The 21,668-nt window shown below is 62.2% G+C and carries 16 protein-coding genes; 7 read left to right on the forward strand and 9 right to left on the reverse strand.

Annotated features, from left to right (window positions below; all coding sequences use genetic code 11):
* Position 1: 1 nt before the first annotated feature.
* Both SFY93_RS06670 and SFY93_RS06675 read right to left on the reverse strand, forming a co-directional pair.
* The gene (locus SFY93_RS06670; RefSeq protein ID WP_231081226.1) at positions 2 to 1,807 is read right to left on the reverse strand and encodes a sensor histidine kinase; all 1,806 of its coding nucleotides are present in this window, start codon (positions 1,805 to 1,807) and stop codon (positions 2 to 4) included.
* A 135-nt stretch (positions 1,808 to 1,942) separates the two neighbouring features.
* Positions 1,943 to 2,644, reverse strand: a complete 702-nt coding sequence (locus SFY93_RS06675; RefSeq protein WP_068733897.1) for a response regulator transcription factor — start codon at positions 2,642 to 2,644, stop codon at positions 1,943 to 1,945.
* Between the two features lie 215 nt (positions 2,645 to 2,859).
* Between SFY93_RS06675 and SFY93_RS06680 the strand changes: the two genes are divergently transcribed.
* The 3 genes from SFY93_RS06680 (at position 2,860) to SFY93_RS06690 (ending at position 6,118) form a co-directional block, all read left to right on the forward strand.
* Positions 2,860 to 3,597, forward strand: coding sequence for a HugZ family pyridoxamine 5'-phosphate oxidase (locus tag SFY93_RS06680; RefSeq protein WP_320446491.1), 738 nt, complete (start codon positions 2,860 to 2,862; stop codon positions 3,595 to 3,597).
* A gap of 183 nt (positions 3,598 to 3,780) precedes the next feature.
* Positions 3,781 to 5,394 (forward strand): phosphoenolpyruvate carboxykinase, encoded by a 1,614-nt coding sequence (locus tag SFY93_RS06685; protein WP_320446492.1) that lies wholly within the window; start codon positions 3,781 to 3,783, stop codon positions 5,392 to 5,394.
* A 286-nt stretch (positions 5,395 to 5,680) separates the two neighbouring features.
* Positions 5,681 to 6,118 (forward strand): EamA family transporter, encoded by a 438-nt coding sequence (locus SFY93_RS06690; protein WP_320446493.1) that lies wholly within the window; start codon positions 5,681 to 5,683, stop codon positions 6,116 to 6,118.
* A gap of 12 nt (positions 6,119 to 6,130) precedes the next feature.
* Here the strand turns inward: SFY93_RS06690 and SFY93_RS06695 are convergent, their stop codons facing one another.
* Entirely contained in the window at positions 6,131 to 8,662 is a 2,532-nt protein-coding gene (locus SFY93_RS06695) for a glycogen/starch/alpha-glucan phosphorylase (RefSeq protein ID WP_414717132.1), read from the reverse strand.
* Between the two features lie 230 nt (positions 8,663 to 8,892).
* On the opposite strand from SFY93_RS06695, the gene SFY93_RS06700 reads away from it, so the two are divergent.
* On the forward strand, positions 8,893 to 9,324 hold the full coding sequence (locus SFY93_RS06700; RefSeq protein ID WP_089262853.1) for a hypothetical protein: 432 nt from the start codon (positions 8,893 to 8,895) through the stop codon (positions 9,322 to 9,324).
* A 1-nt stretch (position 9,325) separates the two neighbouring features.
* Here SFY93_RS06700 and SFY93_RS06705 read toward each other — a convergent pair whose 3' ends face one another.
* The 3 genes from SFY93_RS06705 to pyrE form a co-directional block, all read right to left on the reverse strand.
* On the reverse strand, positions 9,326 to 10,147 hold the full coding sequence (locus SFY93_RS06705) for a DUF2865 domain-containing protein (RefSeq protein WP_414717075.1): 822 nt from the start codon (positions 10,145 to 10,147) through the stop codon (positions 9,326 to 9,328).
* Between the two features lie 100 nt (positions 10,148 to 10,247).
* Positions 10,248 to 11,612, reverse strand: coding sequence for a sodium:proton antiporter (locus SFY93_RS06710; RefSeq protein ID WP_320447712.1), 1,365 nt, complete (start codon positions 11,610 to 11,612; stop codon positions 10,248 to 10,250).
* Between the two features lie 115 nt (positions 11,613 to 11,727).
* Positions 11,728 to 12,291: an orotate phosphoribosyltransferase gene (pyrE, locus tag SFY93_RS06715; RefSeq protein WP_089263651.1), complete on the reverse strand. Its 564-nt coding sequence runs from the start codon at positions 12,289 to 12,291 to the stop codon at positions 11,728 to 11,730.
* Between the two features lie 175 nt (positions 12,292 to 12,466).
* Between pyrE and SFY93_RS06720 the strand changes: the two genes are divergently transcribed.
* The gene (locus SFY93_RS06720; RefSeq protein WP_320446494.1) at positions 12,467 to 13,093 is read left to right on the forward strand and encodes a glutathione S-transferase family protein; all 627 of its coding nucleotides are present in this window, start codon (positions 12,467 to 12,469) and stop codon (positions 13,091 to 13,093) included.
* A gap of 219 nt (positions 13,094 to 13,312) precedes the next feature.
* Here SFY93_RS06720 and SFY93_RS06725 read toward each other — a convergent pair whose 3' ends face one another.
* Together SFY93_RS06725 and polA are read right to left on the reverse strand one after the other, a co-directional pair.
* A complete protein-coding gene (locus tag SFY93_RS06725) occupies positions 13,313 to 13,948 on the reverse strand; it encodes a LysE family translocator (RefSeq protein WP_089262849.1) in 636 nt (211 codons plus the stop codon).
* Positions 13,949 to 14,067: 119 nt separating this feature from the next.
* Positions 14,068 to 17,088 (reverse strand): DNA polymerase I, encoded by a 3,021-nt coding sequence (polA, locus tag SFY93_RS06730; protein ID WP_320446495.1) that lies wholly within the window; start codon positions 17,086 to 17,088, stop codon positions 14,068 to 14,070.
* 139 nt (positions 17,089 to 17,227) lie between these two features.
* Here polA and SFY93_RS06735 point away from each other — a divergent pair, with 139 nt between their 5' ends.
* Positions 17,228 to 17,833: a hypothetical protein gene (locus SFY93_RS06735; RefSeq protein WP_320446496.1), complete on the forward strand. Its 606-nt coding sequence runs from the start codon at positions 17,228 to 17,230 to the stop codon at positions 17,831 to 17,833.
* A gap of 3 nt (positions 17,834 to 17,836) precedes the next feature.
* Here SFY93_RS06735 and SFY93_RS06740 read toward each other — a convergent pair whose 3' ends face one another.
* Positions 17,837 to 18,901, reverse strand: a complete 1,065-nt coding sequence (locus tag SFY93_RS06740) for an acyltransferase family protein (RefSeq protein ID WP_320446497.1) — start codon at positions 18,899 to 18,901, stop codon at positions 17,837 to 17,839.
* 202 nt (positions 18,902 to 19,103) lie between these two features.
* On the opposite strand from SFY93_RS06740, the gene hrpB reads away from it, so the two are divergent.
* Positions 19,104 to 21,578: an ATP-dependent helicase HrpB gene (hrpB, locus tag SFY93_RS06745; RefSeq protein ID WP_320446498.1), complete on the forward strand. Its 2,475-nt coding sequence runs from the start codon at positions 19,104 to 19,106 to the stop codon at positions 21,576 to 21,578.
* The last annotated feature ends 90 nt before the right edge of the window (positions 21,579 to 21,668 follow it).

Consider the following 21,668-nt stretch of genomic DNA (forward strand, 5'->3'; position numbering starts at 1 on the left):
CTCATGTGGCCGGCAACCGTACCACGAAGCGCGCACCGAGCACCGGGATCTCGCCGTCGGCATTGGCCGGGCCGATGCGGTTCTCCGCCCAGATCGTACCGCTATGGGCCTCGACGATCTGCTTGGAGATCGACAGGCCGAGGCCAGAATTCTGACCAAAGCCCTGATGCGGGCGGTCGGTGTAAAAGCGTTCGAAGATCCGTTCGAGTGCATCCAGTCCGATGCCGGGGCCGTCGTCATCGACGACGATCTCGATCTTGCCTTTCAGGCGACGGCAGACGATCCGCACCTTGCCGCCCGGCGTCGAGAATGACTGCGCATTGGTGACGAGATTGGTGATGACCTGACCGAGGCGGGAATCGTGGCCCGGCACTGAAAAGGCGTCGGTGGCAGCGCCTTCGAAGCGGACTTCAACGCCGACGTCATGACCGAGCTTGGTTTCGTTGGCGACCGAGGTCAGTGTGGTCAACAACCGTCGGACATCGACGGGCGCAGTGTCGTTGCGCTGTAGTTCGGCGTCGAGACGGCTGGCGTCGGAAATATCCGAGATCAACCGGTCAAGCCGCCGCACGTCGTGTTCGATCACCGCGAGCAGGCGGCCGCGGCTGTTGTCGTTCTTTGCCAGCGGGAGTGTTTCCACGGCGGAGCGCAGCGAGGTCAAAGGATTCTTGAGCTCGTGGGAGACGTCGGCCGCGAACATCTCGATGGCCTCGATGCGGTTATAAAGCGCATCGGTCATGTCGCGCAGCGCTCCGGAGAGATGGCCGATCTCGTCGCGGCGGCGTGTGAAATCCGGGATCTCGACACGGGTGCGGATGCGGCGGCGAACGCGCTCGGCGCTGTCGGCCAGCCGTCGCACCGGACCTGCGATGGTCGATGCCAGCAGCAGCGACAGCACGATCATCACCACGGCCGCGACCGCAAAGACTTTCAGAATCGCCAGACGTTCGGCGGTCACCATCTGATCGATGTCGTCGCCCTGGGTCGACAGCATCAGCGAACCATGGACGGCGCGGAAGCGCTGCACTGGGACGGCGACCGAGACGATGACTTCGCCCCGTTCGTTGATGCGCACCATGCTGCTCTTCAGACCGTCGAGCGACTGTTGCACTTCCTGATAGCCGTTGCCGTTTTCCGGACCAAGTTCGCGATACAGCGGAAGGTCGCCGCGATTGAGCCAGGTTCGGACCGCGATCATTGTGCGTTCGGCAAAGCCGGGCTTTTCGGTGGTCGGGGGCGGCAGTTCGAAACGCAGCACATCACCGCGGCCATAAAGGCTGCGGCTGTCGAGGATCAGCACGCCATCGCGGTCGTAAATGCGCGCACGAGTCTTGGTTGGCGAAATCAGCCGCCGCAGCACCGGCGCGACGCGTTCGGGATTGATCGGGAAATCGAGGCCGGAGAGTTCGTCCGGCACGCCATAGGTTTCACCGGGCTTGAGATCGAGCAAGCGGTCGGGGTCGATCGTGATCGTATTGGTTTCGACGGTTGCCGAAGCGGCAATGGCGCTGGCGATGATTTCGGCCTGCACCAGCAGGCTCTGCGCACGCGCGTCGATCAGGCCGGCGCGAAACTGTGAGAGATAGAGAATACTGGCGACCAGGGCGCAGAGGCCGGCGAGGTTGAGCGAGACGATGCGGCGCGTCAGACTCGAAAAGGTCAGTGCAACGAAGAACTGCCGGGCACGGCGGAGCCAGTCAAGCGGGCGCTGCCAGCCGCGACGGGTGCGATCGGTATCGCCGCCTGCCGCATGCGGCGACGTGCCGTCGGCGTCCAGGCTTTCATCAGGCTGCGTACGATCCAGCAATGCCAAAACTGCCCGGTTGTTGTCGATATCTGCGATGCGCCACGCGGCGCGCATTGTTGCGTGTGCGGATGCGCATTCTAGCGCAGCACGGCTGAGCCGTCAGGCCCCCAGCCGTGCCGCGGGAACCCTTACAGATCAGGTTTCCTTGAAGCGATAACCGACGCCATACAGCGTCTCGATCATCTCGAAGTCGTCGTCGACGACCTTGAACTTCTTGCGCAGCCGCTTGATGTGGCTGTCGATGGTGCGATCGTCCACATAGACCTGATCGTCATAGGCGGCATCCATCAGCGCGTTGCGGCTCTTCACCACGCCGGGGCGCGTCGCCAGCGCCTGCAGGATCAGGAACTCGGTGACGGTCAGCGTGACCGGCTCGTTCTTCCAAGTGCAGGTGTGACGTTCCGGATCCATCCGCAGCAAACCGCGATCGAGTGCCTTGGCGTCGGTCTCCTTCGGGGCGGCAGTCGGGTCCTTCGGCGCGGCGCGGCGCAGCACGGCTTTGACGCGCTCGACCAGCAGACGCTGCGAAAACGGTTTGCGGATGAAATCGTCGGCGCCCATTTTCAGGCCGAACAGCTCGTCGATCTCCTCGTCCTTCGACGTCAGGAAGATCACCGGCAGATCGGACTTCTGGCGCAGACGGCGCAGTGTCTCCATGCCGTCCATGCGAGGCATCTTGATATCGAGGATTGCGAGGTCCGGCTGGCTCGTGCGGAAGCCATCGAGTGCGGAAGCACCATCCGTATAGGTCATGATGCGGTAGCCCTCGGCTTCCAGCGCGATCGATACGGATGTGAGAATGTTACGGTCGTCGTCGACCAGTGCGATAGTTGGCATGAGCCTACTTTCCGAAGCGGGATGGGCTATCCGGCAGAATTCGACAATCCGCCGTATGAGGTGGCCTTAAGAACACAGTCAACGAGCAATGCAAGCTGGGCTGAAGTGTGGCCGAGTTCCCTGAACGCTTGAATGACGCGTGGGTTCCATAGATGTATAGACCTCCCGCCAAAGAAGAAGAAGCTACTTTTTGCAATGAAATACGGGATTTAACCATGCAGTCGACCCCTGATTTCGACCCCTCGCGCGTCACCCGGTCGCTGTTGCGGCGCAGTCGGCAGGGGGCGCTGGCTACCCTGGCCGTCGGTTCCGGCGATCCTTATTGTGCGCTGGCCAATGTCGCGAGCCACCCGGACGGGTCGCCGATTCTCCTGATTTCCAGGCTGGCGCTCCATACCCGCAATATTCTGGCCGATGCCCGCGTCTCGCTGATGCTCGATGAGCGGGCGCCGGGGGACCCCCTGGAGGGCTCGCGCATCATGCTCGGAGGTCTCGCGCAGGAGGCCAGCGACAGCGAAAAATCGCTGCTGCGCCGGCGCTATCTCAGCGTCCATCCATCCGCGCAAGCCTTTGTGGATTTTAAGGATTTTTCGTTCTTCCGGATCAAGCCGAAGAGTGCCCATCTGGTGGCCGGCTTTGGCCGTATCAACGACCTGAAGCCGGAGCAATTCCTGACCGATCTCACCGATGCCGAAGGGATGCTGGAGGCCGAGGAGGGCGCTGTTGCTCATATGAACGCCGATCATCTCGATGCGCTTAATCTCTATGCAACGAAGCTTCTCCACGCGGACGCAGGCGACTGGCGGTGCACCGGATGCGATCCGGATGGCATGGACCTGCAGAACGGCGCGACGGTGATCCGGCTGGACTTTCCGCGGCGGATTGTCACTCCGGGTGCATTGCGGCAAGTCCTGAAGGAACTCGCAGAGCAGGCCCGCGCTTTGAATAATTGAGCGGTATCAAGTGCCGTGCTGGAATAAACCAAATATGCGGACAGCAGCTTGGCATTTCACATCTTCGTCACTATTAGATCGCCGGGTTACGGCCTCGGTGGTTATAATGACGGCTACCGCTGCTGACGTGCGATTGAAGACAGTTGCACAGGTCGGATATGCGGACTCAAGGAGGAATATTCCGTGCAAGAGACGGGCGTACGCAACGGTGCCTATGGCGCCGACAAATTCGGACTGAAAAATCTCAAAGCGGTGAACTGGAATCTCGGCGCGCCGCAGCTTTACGAATATTCGCTGCGTAACGGCGAAGCCGAATTGTCGTCCGATGGCGCGCTCTGTGCTGACACGGGTGAATTTACCGGCCGCAGCCCGAAGGACAAGTTCACCGTCAAGGACGCTTCCACCGAACAGATGTGGTGGGCTGGCAATCAGGCGATCACGCCGGAGCAGTTCGAAGCGCTCTATATCGATTTCAAGAAGCACGCCGAAGGCATGACCCTGTTCGCGCAGGACCTTTATGGCGGCGCCGATCCGAGTTTCCAGATCAAGACCCGCGTGTTCACCGAACTAGCATGGCATTCGCTGTTCATCCGCACGCTGCTGATCCGTCCGGAAGCCGCTGCGTTGAAGGACTTCGTGCCTGAACTCACCATCATCGACCTGCCGAGCTTCAAGGCCGATCCCAAACGTCACGGCTGCCGGTCGGAAAACGTCGTGGCCATCGATTTCGCCCGCAAGATCGTCCTGATCGGCGGGTCTTATTATGCCGGCGAAATGAAGAAGTCTGTCTTCACCACGCTGAACTACTATCTGCCCGCCAAGGGCGTGCTGCCGATGCATTGCTCGGCCAATGTCGGCCCCGACGGCGACAGCGCGATCTTCTTCGGCCTCTCCGGCACCGGCAAGACCACGCTCTCGGCCGACCCGAAGCGCACGCTGATCGGCGACGACGAGCATGGCTGGGGCAAGGATGGCATCTTCAATTTTGAAGGCGGCTGCTACGCCAAGACCATCAAACTCTCCGAAGAAGCCGAGCCCGCGATCTATGCGGCGAGCAAGCGTTTCGGCGCGGTGCTGGAAAATGTCGTGCTCGACGCCAACACCCGCCTGCCGGATTTCGACGATGGCTCGAAGACCGAGAACACCCGTTCCGCCTATCCGCTCGACTTCATCCCGAATGCGTCGCGCACCGGCCGCGCGCCGCAGCCGAAGAATGTGGTGATGCTCGCCGCCGACGCGTTTGGCGTGCTGCCGCCGATCGCCAAGCTGACTCCGGCGCAGGCGATGTATCACTTCCTGTCCGGCTACACCGCCAAGGTCGCTGGCACCGAGCGCGGCCTCGGCAACGATCCGGAGCCGGAATTCTCGACCTGCTTCGGCTCGCCGTTCCTGCCGCTCGATCCGTCGGTCTATGGCAACATGCTGCGCGACCTGATCGCCAAGCACAATGTCGACTGCTGGCTGGTCAATACCGGCTGGACCGGTGGCAAGTATGGCGTCGGTTCGCGCATGCCGATCAAGGTGACCCGCGCGCTGCTGACTGCGGCGCTGAACGGCTCGCTGCGCAACGTGGAATTCCGCACCGACAAGTATTTCGGCTTCGCAGTCCCGACCGCGCTGGATGGCGTGCCGTCGGAGATCCTCAATCCGGTGAACACCTGGAAGGACAAGGACGAGTTCGATGCCACCGCGCGCAAGCTGGTTGGCATGTTCCAGAAGAACTTCGCCAAGTTCGAAGCCCAGGTCGATGCGGATGTCCGCGCCGCTGCACCGGATGTGAAGCTGGCTGCTGAGTAATTTGCTGCTTTGATTGTGAGTGCGAAAGGGCGGCCGTAAGGCCGCCCTTTTTCATGTCACGCGGAACCTATCAGCCGTCATGCCCGGTCAGCGCGAAGCGAGCTTCGCTAGATGTGCCGGGCATCCACGTCTTGGTCTTAGAAAAAGACGTGGATGGCCGGGACAAGCCCGGCCATGACGAAACCGTTAGTCGGCATGCGATGCACGACCCGCTAGAACGCGAAGACTGGATTGCTTCGTCGCAAGGGCTCCTCGCAATGACGGCTGACAGGCAAGGACACTTCAAATGAAAAACGTCATGCTCTCCTGGCCGCTCTGGGCGCTGCTGTCCGCGGCCTTTGCGGCGCTCACGGCGATCTTCGCCAAGGTCGGCATCGAGAACGTCAATTCCGATTTTGCCACTTTCATCCGCACCATCGTTATCCTGCTGGCCGCGGGCATGATGGTCTATGTCACCGGCAACTGGCAGTCGCCGTCCAATGTATCAGCGAAGACGTGGGTGTTTTTGGTGCTGTCTGGTTTCGCGACCGGAGCATCGTGGATCTGCTACTTCCGCGCGCTGAAACTTGGCAATGCCGCGCAGGTGGCGCCGATCGACAAGCTCAGTGTGGTGTTCGTGGCGGTGTTTGCCGTGTTGTTTCTCGGCGAGAAATTGTCGCTGCCGAACTGGCTCGGCGTCATCCTGATCGCCTGCGGCGCGGTGCTCGTTGCGTATCGCGCGTGAGCACCGTCGCGCTTAGGTTGCCTTTCGTGCCTGCAGACTCGGTGTGCCCGGCAGATCGCCAGCAACCGGCACGCCCCAGATATCATCGGCATATTCGCGGATGGTGCGGTCTGACGAGAACCAGCCCATCCTGGCGGTGTTGAGGATCGCGGCGCGGCTCCAGGCTGAGCCGGCTCTCCACCGCGTGTCGATGCCGCGCTGGGCTTCGTAATAGGAGTCGAAGTCGGCCGAGACCACATAGTGATCGAGGTGGCGCAGCGCGTGGCCGACCGACGCGTAACGGCCGGGATCATCCGGCGAGAACGCGCCGGTCTCGATGGCCTGGATGGCGCGGCCGAGATTAGGCGATTTGTTGATCACGTCAGAAGCGTCGAGGCCCTTGGCGCGGCGCTCAACCACCTCAGCAGCGGTCATGCCGAAGATCGCGATGTTCTCCGGGCCGACATTGTCGCGGATTTCGATATTGGCGCCGTCCAGCGTGCCGATGGTCAGCGCGCCGTTCAGCGAGAGCTTCATATTGCCGGTGCCGGAGGCTTCCATGCCGGCGGTCGAGATCTGTTCGGACAGATCGGCCGCGGGAATGATGACTTCCGCGAGGCTGACATTGTAGTCCGGCAGGAACGCGACCTTCAGCTTGCCGCCGATCGTGGTATCGTTGTTCACGACTTCGGCCACATCGTTGATCAGGCGAATGATCAGCTTGGCATAACGATAGCTCGCTGCCGCCTTGCCGGCGAAAATCTTGACGCGCGGCACCCAGTCCTTGCCCGGCTCGTCCTTGATCGCCTGATAAAGCGCGACTGTTTCAATGAGGTTGAGCAATTGTCGCTTGTATTCGTGGATGCGCTTGATCTGCACGTCGAACAGCGCCGAGGGATCGGCCTGAACGCCGAGTTTCTCGCCAATCACGCGCGCGAGCGCGAGTTTGTTGTGATGCTTGACCTTGCGGAATTCCTGCTGGAACGCGGCATCGCCGGCAAAAGCCTCGAGCTTGATGAGCCGCGTGGGATCGTCGAGCACGGCTTCGCCGCAGGTGGCGCGCAACAGGTCGGTGAGCTTCGGATTGGCCAGCATCAGCCAGCGGCGGAAAGTAATGCCGTTGGTCTTGTTGGTGATGCGACCGGGATAGAGCTGGTTGAGATCGTGGAACACGGTCTCCTTCATCAGCTCCGAATGCATCGCCGAGACGCCGTTGATGCGGTGCGAGCCGATGAAAGCGAGATTGCCCATGCGCACGCGGCGACCTGATGTCTCGTCGATGATCGAGACTGAGGCGCGATAGGCGGTGTCGCCGGGGCGCGTCGCATCGGCGCGGTCGAGATGCGCTTCATTGATGCGGTAGATGATTTCGAGATGCCGCGGCAGCAGACGCTGGAACAGTTCGACCGGCCATGTCTCCAGCGCTTCGGGCAGCAGCGTGTGGTTGGTGTAGGACAGCGTCGCGTTGGTGATCTGCCAGGCGGCGTCCCAGCGCATATTGTGCTGATCGACCAGGATGCGCATCAGCTCGGCAATGGCGAGGCTCGGATGCGTGTCGTTCATCTGCACCGCCGCCTTGTTGGCGAGGCCACGCAGGTTGCCGTCGGAATGGAGGTGACGCTTGACGAGATCCTGCAGCGAGGCGGAGACGAAGAAGTATTCCTGGCGCAAACGCAATTCGCGGCCGGCGGCGCTCTCGTCGTTCGGATAGAGAAACTTGCAGATGGCCTCGGCGCGCGCCTGTTCGGCGCTGGCGCTGACATAGTCGCCGGTGTTGAAGACGTCGAGCCGCAGTGGATCCGGCGCGCGCGCCGACCACAGCCGTAGCGCGTTCACATGCTGGCCACGCCAGCCGACGATGGGGGTATCATAGGCAACGGCCTCAACGGTCTCGCCGGGATGCCAGATCACCTGCTTGCGGCCCTTGCCGTCATCGATGGTCTCGATGCTGCCACCGAAATAAACGTTATACGTGACCTCGCGCCGGGGTAGTTCCCACGGATTGCCGAAGCCGAGCCACTCGTCGGGATATTCCTGCTGCACGCCGTGCGAGATGACCTGACGAAACAGGCCGAAGTCATAGCGGATGCCGTAGCCGAAAGCCGGAATGCCGAGCGTCGCCATGCTCTCCATGAAGCAGGCGGCGAGGCGGCCGAGGCCGCCATTGCCGAGCGCAGCATCGGGCTCGCATTTTCGGAGTTCGTCGAGGCCGACACCGAGGTCGCCGAGCGCCGCCTCAAACAGTGGCAGCAGGCCCATATTGTTCAGCGCGTCGGTGAACAGGCGGCCGATCAGGAATTCCAGCGAGAGGTAATAGACCCGCTTGCGGCCGGCATCGTAGCTCTCTTTGTCCGAGGTCAGCCAGCGATGCACCATGCGGTCGCGCAATGTCAGTGCGGCAGCCTTGTACCAGTCGTGCTTGGTGGCGAAGGCGGCTTCCTTGCCGATTGCCAGCCTCAGCTTGACGAGAATGGCGCTCTTGATGTCGGCAAGCGCCAGTTCATCGACAGGCATATTCTCCGGCTGGAATTTTGCTGGGACTGATTGATCTGACAAACCGGCCATCCTGAGCTGTGTCACTGACCAAAATCATACGCGCATTTGGCTGCTCCCGGAACCCGTGGGGGTGGCGAGCTTTTGCCATGGAACTGCCCGGGATTTGGGCAGGCACGCGAGAACCGGATTTATAAAAACTGGAACAAATTAAGAACAAATTAGTAAGCTATTGATATTCCGAGGTGATTCGTTGACTTCGCCTACAATATCTATGGTCTGTTCAAGCTCGCGAGGACTAGATGTCCACCATTGCCTTCGATCAGTTTGCTCTCACCCGCATAGCCGACTTCGCGCGGTCGCTGTCGCGGCTGCATTTGATGGCGCGCCGGCATCCGATCGATGACGATCAGATAGATCGCGAGTTCAACACCGTTTGCCTGTCGGTCTGGGGCTATACGACGGACGACATCAGCGATGACCTGTTTTCGCTGGAGGACCACGCCTGGCTCGATCAGCTCGACGAGGCGCATGCGCGGATCTTCGCCGCGGAACAAGGCTACGACCTCGTCGACGACCACGGAATGCTGACGGACTGGTGGGGCTATTGCTGGATGATCCTCGCCGAGAAGCGCGGGTTGCTGACGCCGGAGAATCGCGCGGCAGCGCGTGCCGAGATCGAGGAGAAGTATCTCTCGGCGCCGAACGTGATCGGCGTCATCGTCGGGCGATGATCTATTGAAGCTCGGCGCGCTTGGCGCGGGCAGCCGGCGCGCTCTTCGGCACGACGGTCGTGGCAGCAGCCGGCGCTGCATCACGCGCGGCTTCTGAAATGGGCGCTTCGTCGGTGATCATTTCTGCAGAGACCGGTGCGACCTTCATCTCGCCGAGCCGGGCACGGACATCAGAGGTCAGGCCGGGATAATTTGCAACCGGCGTGAATTCCGCGGTCTGGGTGTTGCCGGTGCGGACGCCCGAGAAAGCGACGAGGCCGTTGGTAGTGGCGATGACATCGCCGGGACGCAAAGAAGTGTCCAGCGTGAGATCGACCGGCGCGAGGCCGGAGGGATCGCGGCCGTTGCAGGTGCAGTCGGCTTTCAGCGCCTTGCGATAGACGAAGGCGTTTTCCAGATCGTTGTAACGCTCACCGGTGCTCGATGATGCGTTCTCGATGCTGCTGCCGAACAGGATCTTGGTGGTCGCCGCCGGGCAGAATGCCTGGCACATCTGCGCCGGGCTCATGCCGCGACCGAGCGGAAAATACTTGCCGTCGCAGGTGCGCACGCAGAAGGCGGGACCGGAGCCGCCGATAGATGCGCTGCGCTGAGGTGGCGGCGCATCGGCCGGCGTGTTGAGGCCGAACGGATCCGAGAAGAAATTGCTCTCGGCCGGTGGCGCGCCACGGCGCTGTTGCTGTTTCTGCGGCTGGTTGCCGCCGAACAGGAAGTCGAAGAAATTTTGCGCAGATGCCATCTGCGGGGTCAGCGCGACGAGACTCATCGCCGTCAGCAGCACCAGGGGACGCACGACACGCGAGGATGTTCGATTGTGACGCAACGCCAGCTCCGCGACCGCATGTCAGTGCCCGAGCGAAAACGCTCCGGTGCGGTGTCATGTTAGGGTGTCATGGTAAATGAATGGTAACCAGCGCAGCGGGCTAGATGAAAAACACCCATGTCATCACCAGGAAGACCGGGATCAGCACCGCACCCGACCATAGGATGTAACCAAAGAAGCTTGGCATTTTTATGCCCGCGTCGCGGGCGATGGCATAGACCATGAAGTTCGGGGCGTTGCCGATATAGGTGTTGGCGCCCATGAACACTGCGCCTGCCGAAATCGCCGCCAGCGTCGCCGCCCCCGTCGTCATCAGCGTCTTGGCATCGCCGCCGGTGAGTTCGAAGAACACCAGATAGGTTGGGGCGTTGTCGAGGAACGACGACAGGATGCCGGTGAGCCAGAAATAGGCCGCGTTGTTCGGCGTACCGTCGGCATGGCTGACAAGGGCAACCAGCGGTGCAAACGGCCCCTGCGCGCCCGCCTGCAGTATCGCCATCACAGGCACGATGCAGATGAAGATGCCGGCGAACAACAGCGCGACTTCCTCGATCGGGCCCCACTTGAAATCGTTGGCCTTGCGGTGCTCGGCCTTTGTCAGCCACAGCGACGCAAATGTCACCAGCACGAAAATCACGTCGCGGAGCAGATCCTGCAATGCGAGCGGCGTGCCGAGCACGGTGAAAGTGATGCCGGGCTTCCAGCTCGCGCTCATCAGGATCGCGCCGATGATTACGACCAGCAGCAGCAGGTTGATCTTGCCGTGCAGATGAACAGGCGAATCCGGCGTCGGGTCTTTCTTCCTGGGAAAGTTGCCTTCGCGATGATGCAAATAGACGTCGAGCACCATGAAGATCGCCAGCACGATGCTGGCCGCGAACAGCGTTTCCGGAAAAATGTGCACCGTGGTCCAGAAGAAATCGACGCCGCGGAGGAAGCCAAGGAAGAGTGGGGGGTCGCCGAGCGGCGAGAGCGAGCCGCCGATATTCGAGACGAGGAAGATGAAGAACACCACCACGTGGACGTTAGTGCGACGATCGTCATTGGCGCGGATCAGCGGCCGGATCAGGATCATCGACGCACCGGTGGTACCGACAACGCTCGCGATCAGCGTGCCGAAGCCCAGCAGCACCGTATTGGTGAACACGCTGTTATGCAGGTTGCCTTCGACATAGATTCCGCCGGCCACCGTGAACAGCGCCAGCAGCAGCAGGATGAAGGGCATGTATTCGAGCAGCACGGTGTGGGAGAGCGTGTGCACCACCGTCGTTGCGTCAGTCACGAAGAACAGCGGCACGATCACCAGCGCGGCCCAGAATGCGGCGAACTTGCCGTAATGGTGCTCCCACAGGTGATGATAGACCACCGGCCCCGTGGCGATGCACAGCAGGATGCCGGCAAATGGTAATGCCCACAGCAGCGACAGCCCGGTGCCATCGAGGCCGCCTTCGGCGGCATGCGCCATATCGGGTGCTAGCGTGACGATGAGGGGGAAAGCGGCGAGAACGAGGAAGCGAAGCAAAGCGTGACCTTTCACTGCATCCTCGCGCACATTGCGCGCGAACGGAGCCGATGAAGGATCAACCCTTCAGAAATTCTCCGGCCTTGTAAAGCGAGCGAAACGCCACGCCGGCCTTGGCGAAGGTCTCGGCTGCACCTTCGTCGCGGTCCACCATAGTGAACACCAGCACGACTTCGCCGCCGGCCTCGCGCACGGCGTCGAGCGCCTTCACGGCAGAGCCACCAGTGGTGGTGACGTCCTCGACGATGACGATGCGCTTACCCTCCAGCGTTTCGCCCTTGGCGAGGCCTTCCACAGCGAGGCGCGCGCCATGTTCCTTCGGCTTCTTGCGGACGAAGAAGGCCGCGATCGGATGGTTCTTCAGCCAGGAGAGCTGCGCCAGCGCGCCGGCCAGCGGCACGGCGCCCATTTCCAGCCCGCCGACATAATCGAGATTGTCGTCGCGCAGCGCGTCATAGGTCAGCTCGGCCAGCAGGGCCGCGCCTTCCGGGTGGCACATCGTGGGTTTCAGGTTGAAATAGAAATTGCTCTTGCGGCCCGAAGCCAGCGTGATCTCGCCGTAACCGAACGAACGGTCGCGGATGATCTCGAACAGGCGGGCGCGGGCGGCTGATTTGGTCAATGGCATGTCTCTGTTGAAACGGTCTCTGTGCTGAACCGGGCGCAATCTATCGGCGCTTTCCGGCACATTCCAGACTGGCGCGGGCCCCGTCAACACTCTCGGGCCGTTTTACCGCCCATCGAGACGATGCTACAGACCGGGCAACAAGATCAGGCAAGACCGGAAGAGGAATCGCATGACTATCGAGCTGCACACCTGGAATACGCCGAACGGCCGCAAGGTCTCCGTCGCGCTGGAGGAAATGGGGCTGCCTTACAAGGTTTTCCCGGTGCATATCGGCAAGGGCGAGCAGATGAAGCCCGAATTCCTGAAAATCAGCCCTAACAACAAGATCCCGGCCATCGTTGATCCCGGGGGGCCGGATGGCAAGCCGGTCAGTGTGTTCGAATCCGGCGCCATCCTCCTCTATCTCGGCGAGAAGACCGGCAAATTCCTGCCGAAGTCTCTCGGTGAGCGGATTCCGGTGCTGGAATGGCTGATGTGGCAGATGGGAGGCTTCGGCCCGATGCCTGGCCAGGTGCATCATTTCATCGCGCTGGAGGACGAAAGCCAGCGTGCCTACGGGTTGAAGCGCTATTCCGACGAAACGCGCCGGCTCTATGGCGTGCTGGATCGTCGTCTGGCCGACCACGAATTCGTCGCCGGCGCGCTGTCGGTGGCCGATTTCGCCATCCTCGGCTGGGCCTGGCGCCATGAGCGCCACAAGGTGTCGTTCGCCGATTTCCCGAATGTCGGCCGCTGGTACGACACGCTGATGGCGCGTCCGGGCGTGAAGCGCGGCATGGACGCGAAGCTGGATTGAGGTCGGCTCCCTCTCCCCGCCCTTTGCGGGGAGAGGGCTGGGGTGAGGGGCATGGTGCTGACGTCACAACGTCCCTGCTACTCGCGTATTACTCAACGCGTGGTTCGACTTTCCGATCCGATAGACTGTTAGTGAGGCAGGCCCGGTATCCTGCCTCTCACCCGCGCGCAAAGGTGCGCGCGACCTCTCCCCGCAAAGAGCGGGACGAGGTTAGGAAGATCACGCCTTCCGCGTTTCCAGCGCCATCCGCACGGCGAGGCCGGCGAGCACCGTGCCCATCAGCCAGCGCTGCAGTTTGAGCCAGGTCGGTCGTTCGCCGAGAAACAGCGCGATCGACCCGGCGCCGAGCGCGATCAGTCCGTTGACGCCGACGCTGATGATGGTCTGTGTCGATCCCAGCACCAGCGACTGCGTCAGCACGCTGCCGGCCGTGGGATCGATGAACTGCGGCAGCAGAGCCAGATACAGCATCGCGATCTTCGGATTGAGCAGATTGGTAACGAAGCCCATGACGAACAGTTTGCGTGGGCTGTCGATGGCGAGCTTCTTGACCTGGAACGGCGAGCGGCCGTTCGGCTTCAGCGCCTGCCAGGCCAGCCACAGCAGATAGGCCGCGCCGGCGAGGCGTAGCGCGTCATAGGCATAGGGCACCGCGAACAGCAGCGCGGTGATGCCGAAGGCCGCGCAGAGCATGTAGAAAATGAAGCCCAGCGCCACGCCGCCGAGCGACACCATGCCGGCCGCAGGCCCCTGCGTGATCGAGCGCGAGATCAGATAGATCATGTTCGGTCCCGGCGTCAGCACCATGCCGAGCGAGACGAGGGCAAAACCGAGCAGGGATGTGAGATGGGGCATGGGACCATTCGCTGGCTGGGAATGGTCGTTGTTTAGCCCATGGGATGGCGTCGAACCATTTCAGATTCGGCATCGCAGATAGTCGAAATCCATCTGCGGCGCCGATTTGGGCGGTAAAACTAGTGCGCCTCTTCCCAATTATCCGCTGCGCGGGCGTCGACGTGCAGCGGCACCGACAGCAGCACCGCCGGGAACGGTGCGTCCTGCATCGTGTGCTGCACGATCGGCAGCGTCGCCGCGACTTCGTCGTCGGGCACCTCGAAGATCAGTTCGTCATGCACCTGCAGCAGCATCTTCGCTGACAGCTTCTTCTCCGCCAGCGCGTCTTCCATCCGCGTCATGGCGCGGCGAATTATGTCGGCGGCGGTGCCCTGCAGGCGGGCATTGATCGCGGCGCGTTCGTTGAAGGCGCGGATCGAGGCGTTCGAGGCCTTGATGTCCGGGTAATGACATTTACGCCCGAACAGGGTCTGCACATAGCCGTGCTCCCGGCAGAAATCGCGGGTTTGGTCCATATAGGCGCGGATGCCGGGGAAACGCTCGAAGTACTTCTTGATATAGGCGCCGGCTTCCTCGCGGGGGATGCTGAGCTGGTTGGCGAGGCCGAAGGCCGAAATGCCGTAGATGATGCCGAAATTGATCGCCTTGGCGCGGCGGCGGATTTCCGCCGGCATGTCCTTCACCGGCACGCCGAACATTTCCGACGCCGTCATGGCGTGAATGTCGAGCCCGTCCTGGAAGGCCTGCTTCAACACCGGGATATCGGCGATCTCCGCGAGCAGTCGCAATTCGATCTGCGAGTAGTCGGCCGACACCAGCTTGTGTCCATCAGCGGCGATGAAGGCGCGGCGGATCTTGCGGCCGTCCTCGGTACGTACCGGGATGTTCTGTAGATTCGGTTCGTTGGACGACAGGCGTCCCGTGGTCGTCGCTGCCAGCGCATAGGTGGTGTGAACGCGATGGGTCTGCGGATGCACGTAATTAGGCAGTGCGTCGGTATAGGTCGAGCGCAATTTCGAAACCTGCCGCCAGTCCAGAATCTTGCGCGGGAATTCGTGGCCCTGTTCGGCGAGGTCATCAAGCACCTGCGCGGACGTCGACCATGCGCCGGTCTTGGTCTTGCTGCCGCCCGGCAGGCCCATCTTGCCGAACAGGATGTCGCCGAGCTGCTTGGGACTGCCGATATTGACCTCTTCGCCGGCAATCTCGCGGATTTCGGCTTCGATGCGCGCAGCGGTCTGCGCGAAGTCGGCCGAGAGTTTCGACAATACCTGACGGTCGATGGAAATGCCGCGGCGCTCCATGCGGGCCAGCACGGAAATCAGCGGCCGCTCCAGCGTTTCATAGACGGTGGTCATGTGCTCGGCCGCAAGGCGCGGCTTCAGCACATTCCATAGCCGCAGCAGCACGTCGGTGTCTTCGGCGGCATAGGCCGTGGCGCGGTCGATCTTGACCTGCTCGAACGTCAGCTTGCCCTTACCGGAGCCGATCAGTTCGCCAAAGGTCAACATGGCATGGCCGAGCCAGATCTCGGCGAGCGCATCGAGGCCATGGGCGTTGCGCCCGGCGTCGAGCGCATAGGACATCAGTTGCACGTCGTCATGATTGCGCAGCGTGATGCCGTGTTGTGCGAGTAGCACCGCGGTGAACTTGATGTTGAAGCCGATCTTCAGCAGGCCCGCGGATTCCAGCACCGGTTTCAGCGCGTCAAGCGCATCGGCAGCCTTGATCTGGTCGGGATCGAGATCGGCGGCGAACAGGCCTGCGCCGTCGCCGGACTGGCGATGGGCCAGCGGCACATAGCAGGCATCATTCGGACCGAGCGACAGCGCGATGCCGACCATATCGGCCTGCATCGGATCGATCGACGACGCCTTGCATTCGAATGCGACGTGACCGGTATCGAGGATGCGCGCGATCCATAGCTCGAGCTCTTTCAGGGAGCGTACAGGCTGATAGGTCTCGCGCTTCACTGGCATCTTGCGCGCGGCTTCGGCGCGGGCCTTGGCCAGCGAGATCGGGGTGAGCACGTCCTTGCTGCCTGGACCGGTCGCATGGGCGCTACCGCTCATCGGGCTGGTTGCGCTTGTTTTACCTTTCGGAGTGGGCGTAGATTCGGTGCTCCCGAACAGATCGCCGCCTGCTCTATGCGCGGAGGGCGCGGAGCTGCTTTTCGTTGTGCTGTCGGCATCCACATCTGCCGGATCGATCTCGGCATATTCAGCGACACGGCGCGTCAGTGTCGAGAATTCCATCGCCTTCAGGAACGCGATAAGCTTGCGCGCGTCGGGCTCGTGCACTGCGAGGTCATCGAGCGGCACGTCGAGGGCGACCTTGTCGTCGAGCAGGACGAGCTGCCGCGAAATGCGTGCCTTTTCGGCGTGCTCGATCAGCGATTCCCGCCGCTTCGGCTGCTTGATCTCGCCAGCGCGGTTCAGCAGCGTTTCAAGATCGCCATATTCGGTGATCAGTTGCGCAGCGGTCTTGATGCCGATGCCGGGGACACCCGGCACGTTGTCGACGCTGTCGCCGGCCAGCGCCTGCACTTCGACGACCTTGTTCGGCGGCACACCGAATTTCTCAATCACCTCGGCAATGCCGAGGCGACGATCCTTCATGGTGTCGTACATGGTGACTTGCTCGGTCACGAGCTGCATCAGATCCTTGTCCGACGACACGATGGTGGCGGTCGCGCCGCGTTCACCGGCTTCGCGGACATAGGTTGCGATTAGGTCATCGGCCTCGAAACCACCTTGTTCGATGCTCGGCAGGTCGAAGGCGCGCACGGCGTCGCGGATCAGCGCGAATTGCGGGATCAGGTCGTCTGGCGCCGGTGGCCGGTGTGCTTTGTATTCGGGATACAGCTTGTTGCGGAAGGTCACTTCCGACTTGTCGAAGATGATCGCCAGATGCGTCGGCCGGTTGTCCGGCGGCATGTCGCGGATCAGCTTCCACAGCATGTTGCAGAAGCCCAGCACCGCATTGACCTGCAGCCCGTCGGATTTGCGGTTCAGCGGTGGTAGTGCGTGATAGGCGCGAAAAATATAGGACGAGCCATCGACCAGAAAGACATGGTCGCCCTCCGCGAGGGCCTTGACGGTGGCGGGCTTGGCGGCGGCTGTTTCTGAGGTTTTCGGCATGGCCGCAACTTAAGGATTTTCGCCGGAAATGACAGTCTGTCAGCCAGTCATCCCGCCGGTTTTTGTGATGCCGCCCGGCTTGCGCCGCGCCCTGTTCCATGTGCCCTTGCGCCGGTCATTGCCAATCGAAGGACCATTCATGCCCGAGCTCGCCGAACTGATGGACAAGTTGAAGGGCGTGGAGGCCGAGATCGAGGCCGAGCTGACCCGCCGGCGGGAAGAGCTGCGCTTCCGTTTCGAGCGGCGCAAGATTGTCTTCGAGCAGGATATTGAGAAGCTGCAGCGCGCCATCAAGGTGGGCGCGTCGAAATACCTCTTCAGCGCCAATCCGCTGATCGTGTTGTCCGCTCCGGTGATCTATTCACTGATCATCCCCTTCGTGCTGATCGATCTCTGGGTGATGGCCTATCAGGCGGTCTGCTTTCCGATTTATGGCATCCCCAAGGTGCGGCGGCGCGACTATCTGGTGTTCGACCGGCATCATCTCGCTTATCTCAACATCATCGAGAAGGTGAACTGCGCCTATTGCTCATACTGTAACGGCGTGGCCGCCTTCGTGCGCGAGGTTGCCGCGCGCACCGAGGTCTATTGGTGTCCGATCAAGCATGCGCGCCGCGTGCTCGGCCCGCATCCGCATTATGTCGGATTTGCAGATTTCGGCGATGCGGAAGGTTTCCGCGCCAAAATTGATGGCATGAAGGACGGCGTGAAGCTCGATGACGGAAGGTCGCCGACGGCGGTGTAAGTTCTACTCCGCCGCCTGCAGCGTCGCGCTTTTCTTCTTCGGCGCAATCCAGAACGCTGCCGGGCGCTCGAACAGGAAGTTCGCACGGACCATCAGCGCGAGCCTCCAGATCACCAGCGCGCCGATGACGCCGCAGAGCGTCACCAGCAGCGAGATCGTGCCGATGTCGAACGGGCTGAATTTCAGCAACAGCGCGCGGGATGTCGCCATCGGCAGGAAGAAGGCGAGATAGATCACGATGGAATGCTCACCGAAGAAGCGGATGAAGCCGAGCCACTGCATCTTCGCCAGCAGCGTGCCCATCACGATGATCGCGACCGCGCCGGCAAAGCCGAGCATCAGCGAGATCACTGGCCATTCGCTGCAGCCGTCATAGACGAGAGCGGCATTGACCAGCGCCCAGGCCGCAAGGCCGACCAGCGCCATCACTGGTTTGGCCCGTGCGCGATCGGACAGCGCGAAGACCTGCGTCGCGAACAGGTAGCCCGAATAGAAATAGACGAAGCGCGCGCAGAACTCGTCGATCATCGTCCAACCGGTGGCGATATGCGCCATCTCCAGCGCGGCGGCGATGCCCCAGATCAGTAGCGGCGGCACGCGCCGCGCCAGCTTGGTGACGATGAAGAACACCGGCAGCATATAGATGAACCACAGCGTACCAAACGGCTCGATATAGGAGATCAGATAGAGATTGGCGACATAGGCCCAGCCGTGTTCGGCGGCAAAGCCGGGCGCCTTGAAGCCGAACTGGATGGTCACCCAGAGCACGTAGAAATACAGGAAGTGGACGACCTTGCGGTCGAGATAGGTCCGCCAGTCGCGGTCGATGACACGGGCCAGAAAGAGTCCGGAGATCAGGAAGAAATCCGGCATCCGGAACGGTTTGGCGAAGGCCACCAGCAGATGCATGTAGCCGGTCTGGCCGGCTGCCAGTTCGACGCCCAGCACCGAATGCATCATCACCACCATGATGATGCAGATACCCTTGGCGTAATCGACCCAGTCGATTCGCTCTGTGCCTGACAGCGCCGCGCGATCGGCGACGGCGAAGGTGCCACTGGTGGTCATCGGTATCCCCTGTTCGGCGCTTCTTTTGGCCGGATCATGAGACGAGATCGGTTTCAATTGCCTTTCTCTGCCCCCCAAATATGCCCCGCAAATGGTCGCGGCAGTGCGAGTTTGGCGGGGTGGTTAACGCAGGTTAAGGAATGTGGGATGGTCCGCCGCTCCGCTGCCGCGTATGACAGCCCGGACCATTACAGAGCCTGATTTGACCCGAACCTTCGATACATCCCTGCCCATCGATGCTGTGCTCGACGACCTGTCAGGCGCGCTGGACGCCGGCAACGCCGCGGTGCTGGTGGCGCCGCCGGGCGCCGGCAAGACCACGCGCGTGCCGCTGGCGTTGCTCGATGCGCCGTGGCTGAAGGGCAGGAAGATCATCATGCTGGAGCCGCGCCGCATCGCAGCCCGCGCCAGCGCCGAGCGGATGGCGAAAACGCTGGGCGAGCGCGTCGGCGAAACCGTCGGTTATCGCGTCCGCTTCGGCTCCAAGATCTCGCGCAACACCAGGATCGAAGTAGTCACCGAAGGCATCTTCTCGCGGCAGATCCTCGACGATCCCGAGTTGAGGAATATCGGCGCGGTGCTGTTCGACGAATTTCACGAACGCTCGCTGGATGCCGATATGGGACTCGCTCTGGCGCGCGATGCGCAGACCGGATTGCGTGAGGACCTACGCATACTGGTGATGTCGGCGACCATCGACGGTGCGCGCATCGCGAAGCTGCTTGGCGATGCACCGGTCATCGCCAGCGAGGGGCGCGCTTATCCGGTGGAGACACGCTATCTTGGCCGCAAGCCAGATATCCAGCTCGAGCGGCAGATGGCCGACGCCATCGCGACCGCCTTGCGTGCCGATCCCGGCTCGGTGTTGGCGTTCCTGCCGGGCGCTGCAGAAATTCGTCGCACGCAGAATTTTCTCGCCGAGCGCGTACAGGATGCATCCATCGAGATCGTCCCTTTATTCGGTGCACTCGATGCCGGCGTGCAGGACCGCGCGATCCAGCCCGCGCCCAAGGGACAGCGCAAGGTGGTGCTGGCGACCTCGATTGCCGAGACCTCGCTGACCATCGAAGGCGTGCGGATCGTGGTGGATTCCGGCGTCGCGCGCGTGCCGCGCTATGAGCCGGACATCGGACTGACGCGGCTGGAAACCGTGCGGGCCTCGCGCGCCGCGGTCGATCAGCGCCGCGGCCGCGCCGGCCGGACCGAGCCCGGCATCTGCTACCGGCTATGGGACGAGCCGCAGACGGCCTCATTGCCGGCCTACACACAGCCGGAAATTCTCAGCGCCGATCTGTCCACGCTGGTGCTCGATCTCGCGCAATGGGGCGTCAGCGATCCCGCACGACTGACCTTCCTCGATCCGCCGCCCGCGCCTGCGCTGAAGGAAGCACGCGGCCTGCTCGGCGAACTCGGCGCGCTCGATGGCGATGGCCGCATCACCGAGGAAGGTCACGCGCTGCGCGCGCTGGCGCTGCCGCCGCGGTTGGCGCGCATGATCGTGGATTCGGCGCGGTTCGGTTATGGCGAGGAGGCTGCCGAGATCGCTGCCATCCTCACTGAACGTGGTCTTGGTGGCGACAGCGTCGATCTCGATGTCAGACTCGATCAATTCCGCCGCGACCGCTCGCAGCGCGCCGGCAGCGCCCGGCAGCTCGCGGAGCGCTGGGCGTCGCAGGTTGAAAAATCCTCTTCTGCCCAAGAGAACGAGGAGCTTTCCACCGGCACCATGCTCGCTTTCGCCTTCCCGGATCGCATGGCCAAGAACCGCGGCAATGGCAGTTTCGTGCTGGCCAATGGTCGCGGGGCGTCGATCGAACAAAGCGCCGCGCTTGCGCGGGCGCCTTACATCGCCGTTGCCGAACTCACCGGAACCGCCGCCAATGGCCGCATCCTGCTGGCAGCGCCGATCGCGCAGGCCGATATCGAAACGCGCTTCGCCGATCAGATCGAGAATACCGACGATGTCAGTTTCGATCGCGCATCGATGTCGCTGCGTGGCCGTCGCAAGCGTGTGCTGCATGCGATCACGTTGTCGGAAGCACCGTTCACGCTGAAACCGTCCGAAGACACCGCGCGTGTCTTCGCCGACGGTCTGGTCGCCGCGGGTATCGACCGCCTGCCATGGTCCAAGGCGCTGCAGCAGTGGCGCGGACGCGTGATGTTCCTGCGTGCGTCGGAAGGCGACGCGTGGCCCGATCTGTCCGACACTGCGCTTGCCGCGACGCGCGAGAGCTGGCTGATGCCGGCGCTGTTCGACAAGATCTCGCTGAAGGACTTTTCGGCGGGCGATCTGTCCGACGCCGTGATGGGCCTGCTGCCCTGGGATCTGCGCGCGCGGCTCGACAAGGAAGCGCCAACGCATTTCGAGGCGCCGACGGGGACGGTACTGGCGATCGATTACGAAGCCGAGCAGGGGCCGACCATTGCGGTCCGTCTGCAGGAATTGTTCGGGCTCAACACCCATCCGTCGGTCGCCAAGGGCAAGGTGCCGCTGGTGCTGGAATTGCTGTCGCCGGCGCAGCGGCCGGTGCAGGTGACGCGCGATCTACCGGGCTTCTGGCGGGGCAGCTACCTCGACGTGCGCTCGGACCTGCGCGGCCGCTATCCGCGACATCCCTGGCCGGAAGATCCCGCCAATGCGCTGCCGACGCGCCGCGTGAAGCCGCGCGGGACGTGATCATCAGGCAAAGTGCCGCTCATTAACGCTTCGCTCATCCTTTTCGCGAAAATAGCAGTCTGTAAGACCGTCCTGAACGGACGGTGGTGA

This window comes from Tardiphaga sp. 42S5, from assembly GCF_034044155.1.
GTDB classification, from domain to species: domain Bacteria; phylum Pseudomonadota; class Alphaproteobacteria; order Rhizobiales; family Xanthobacteraceae; genus Tardiphaga; species Tardiphaga robiniae.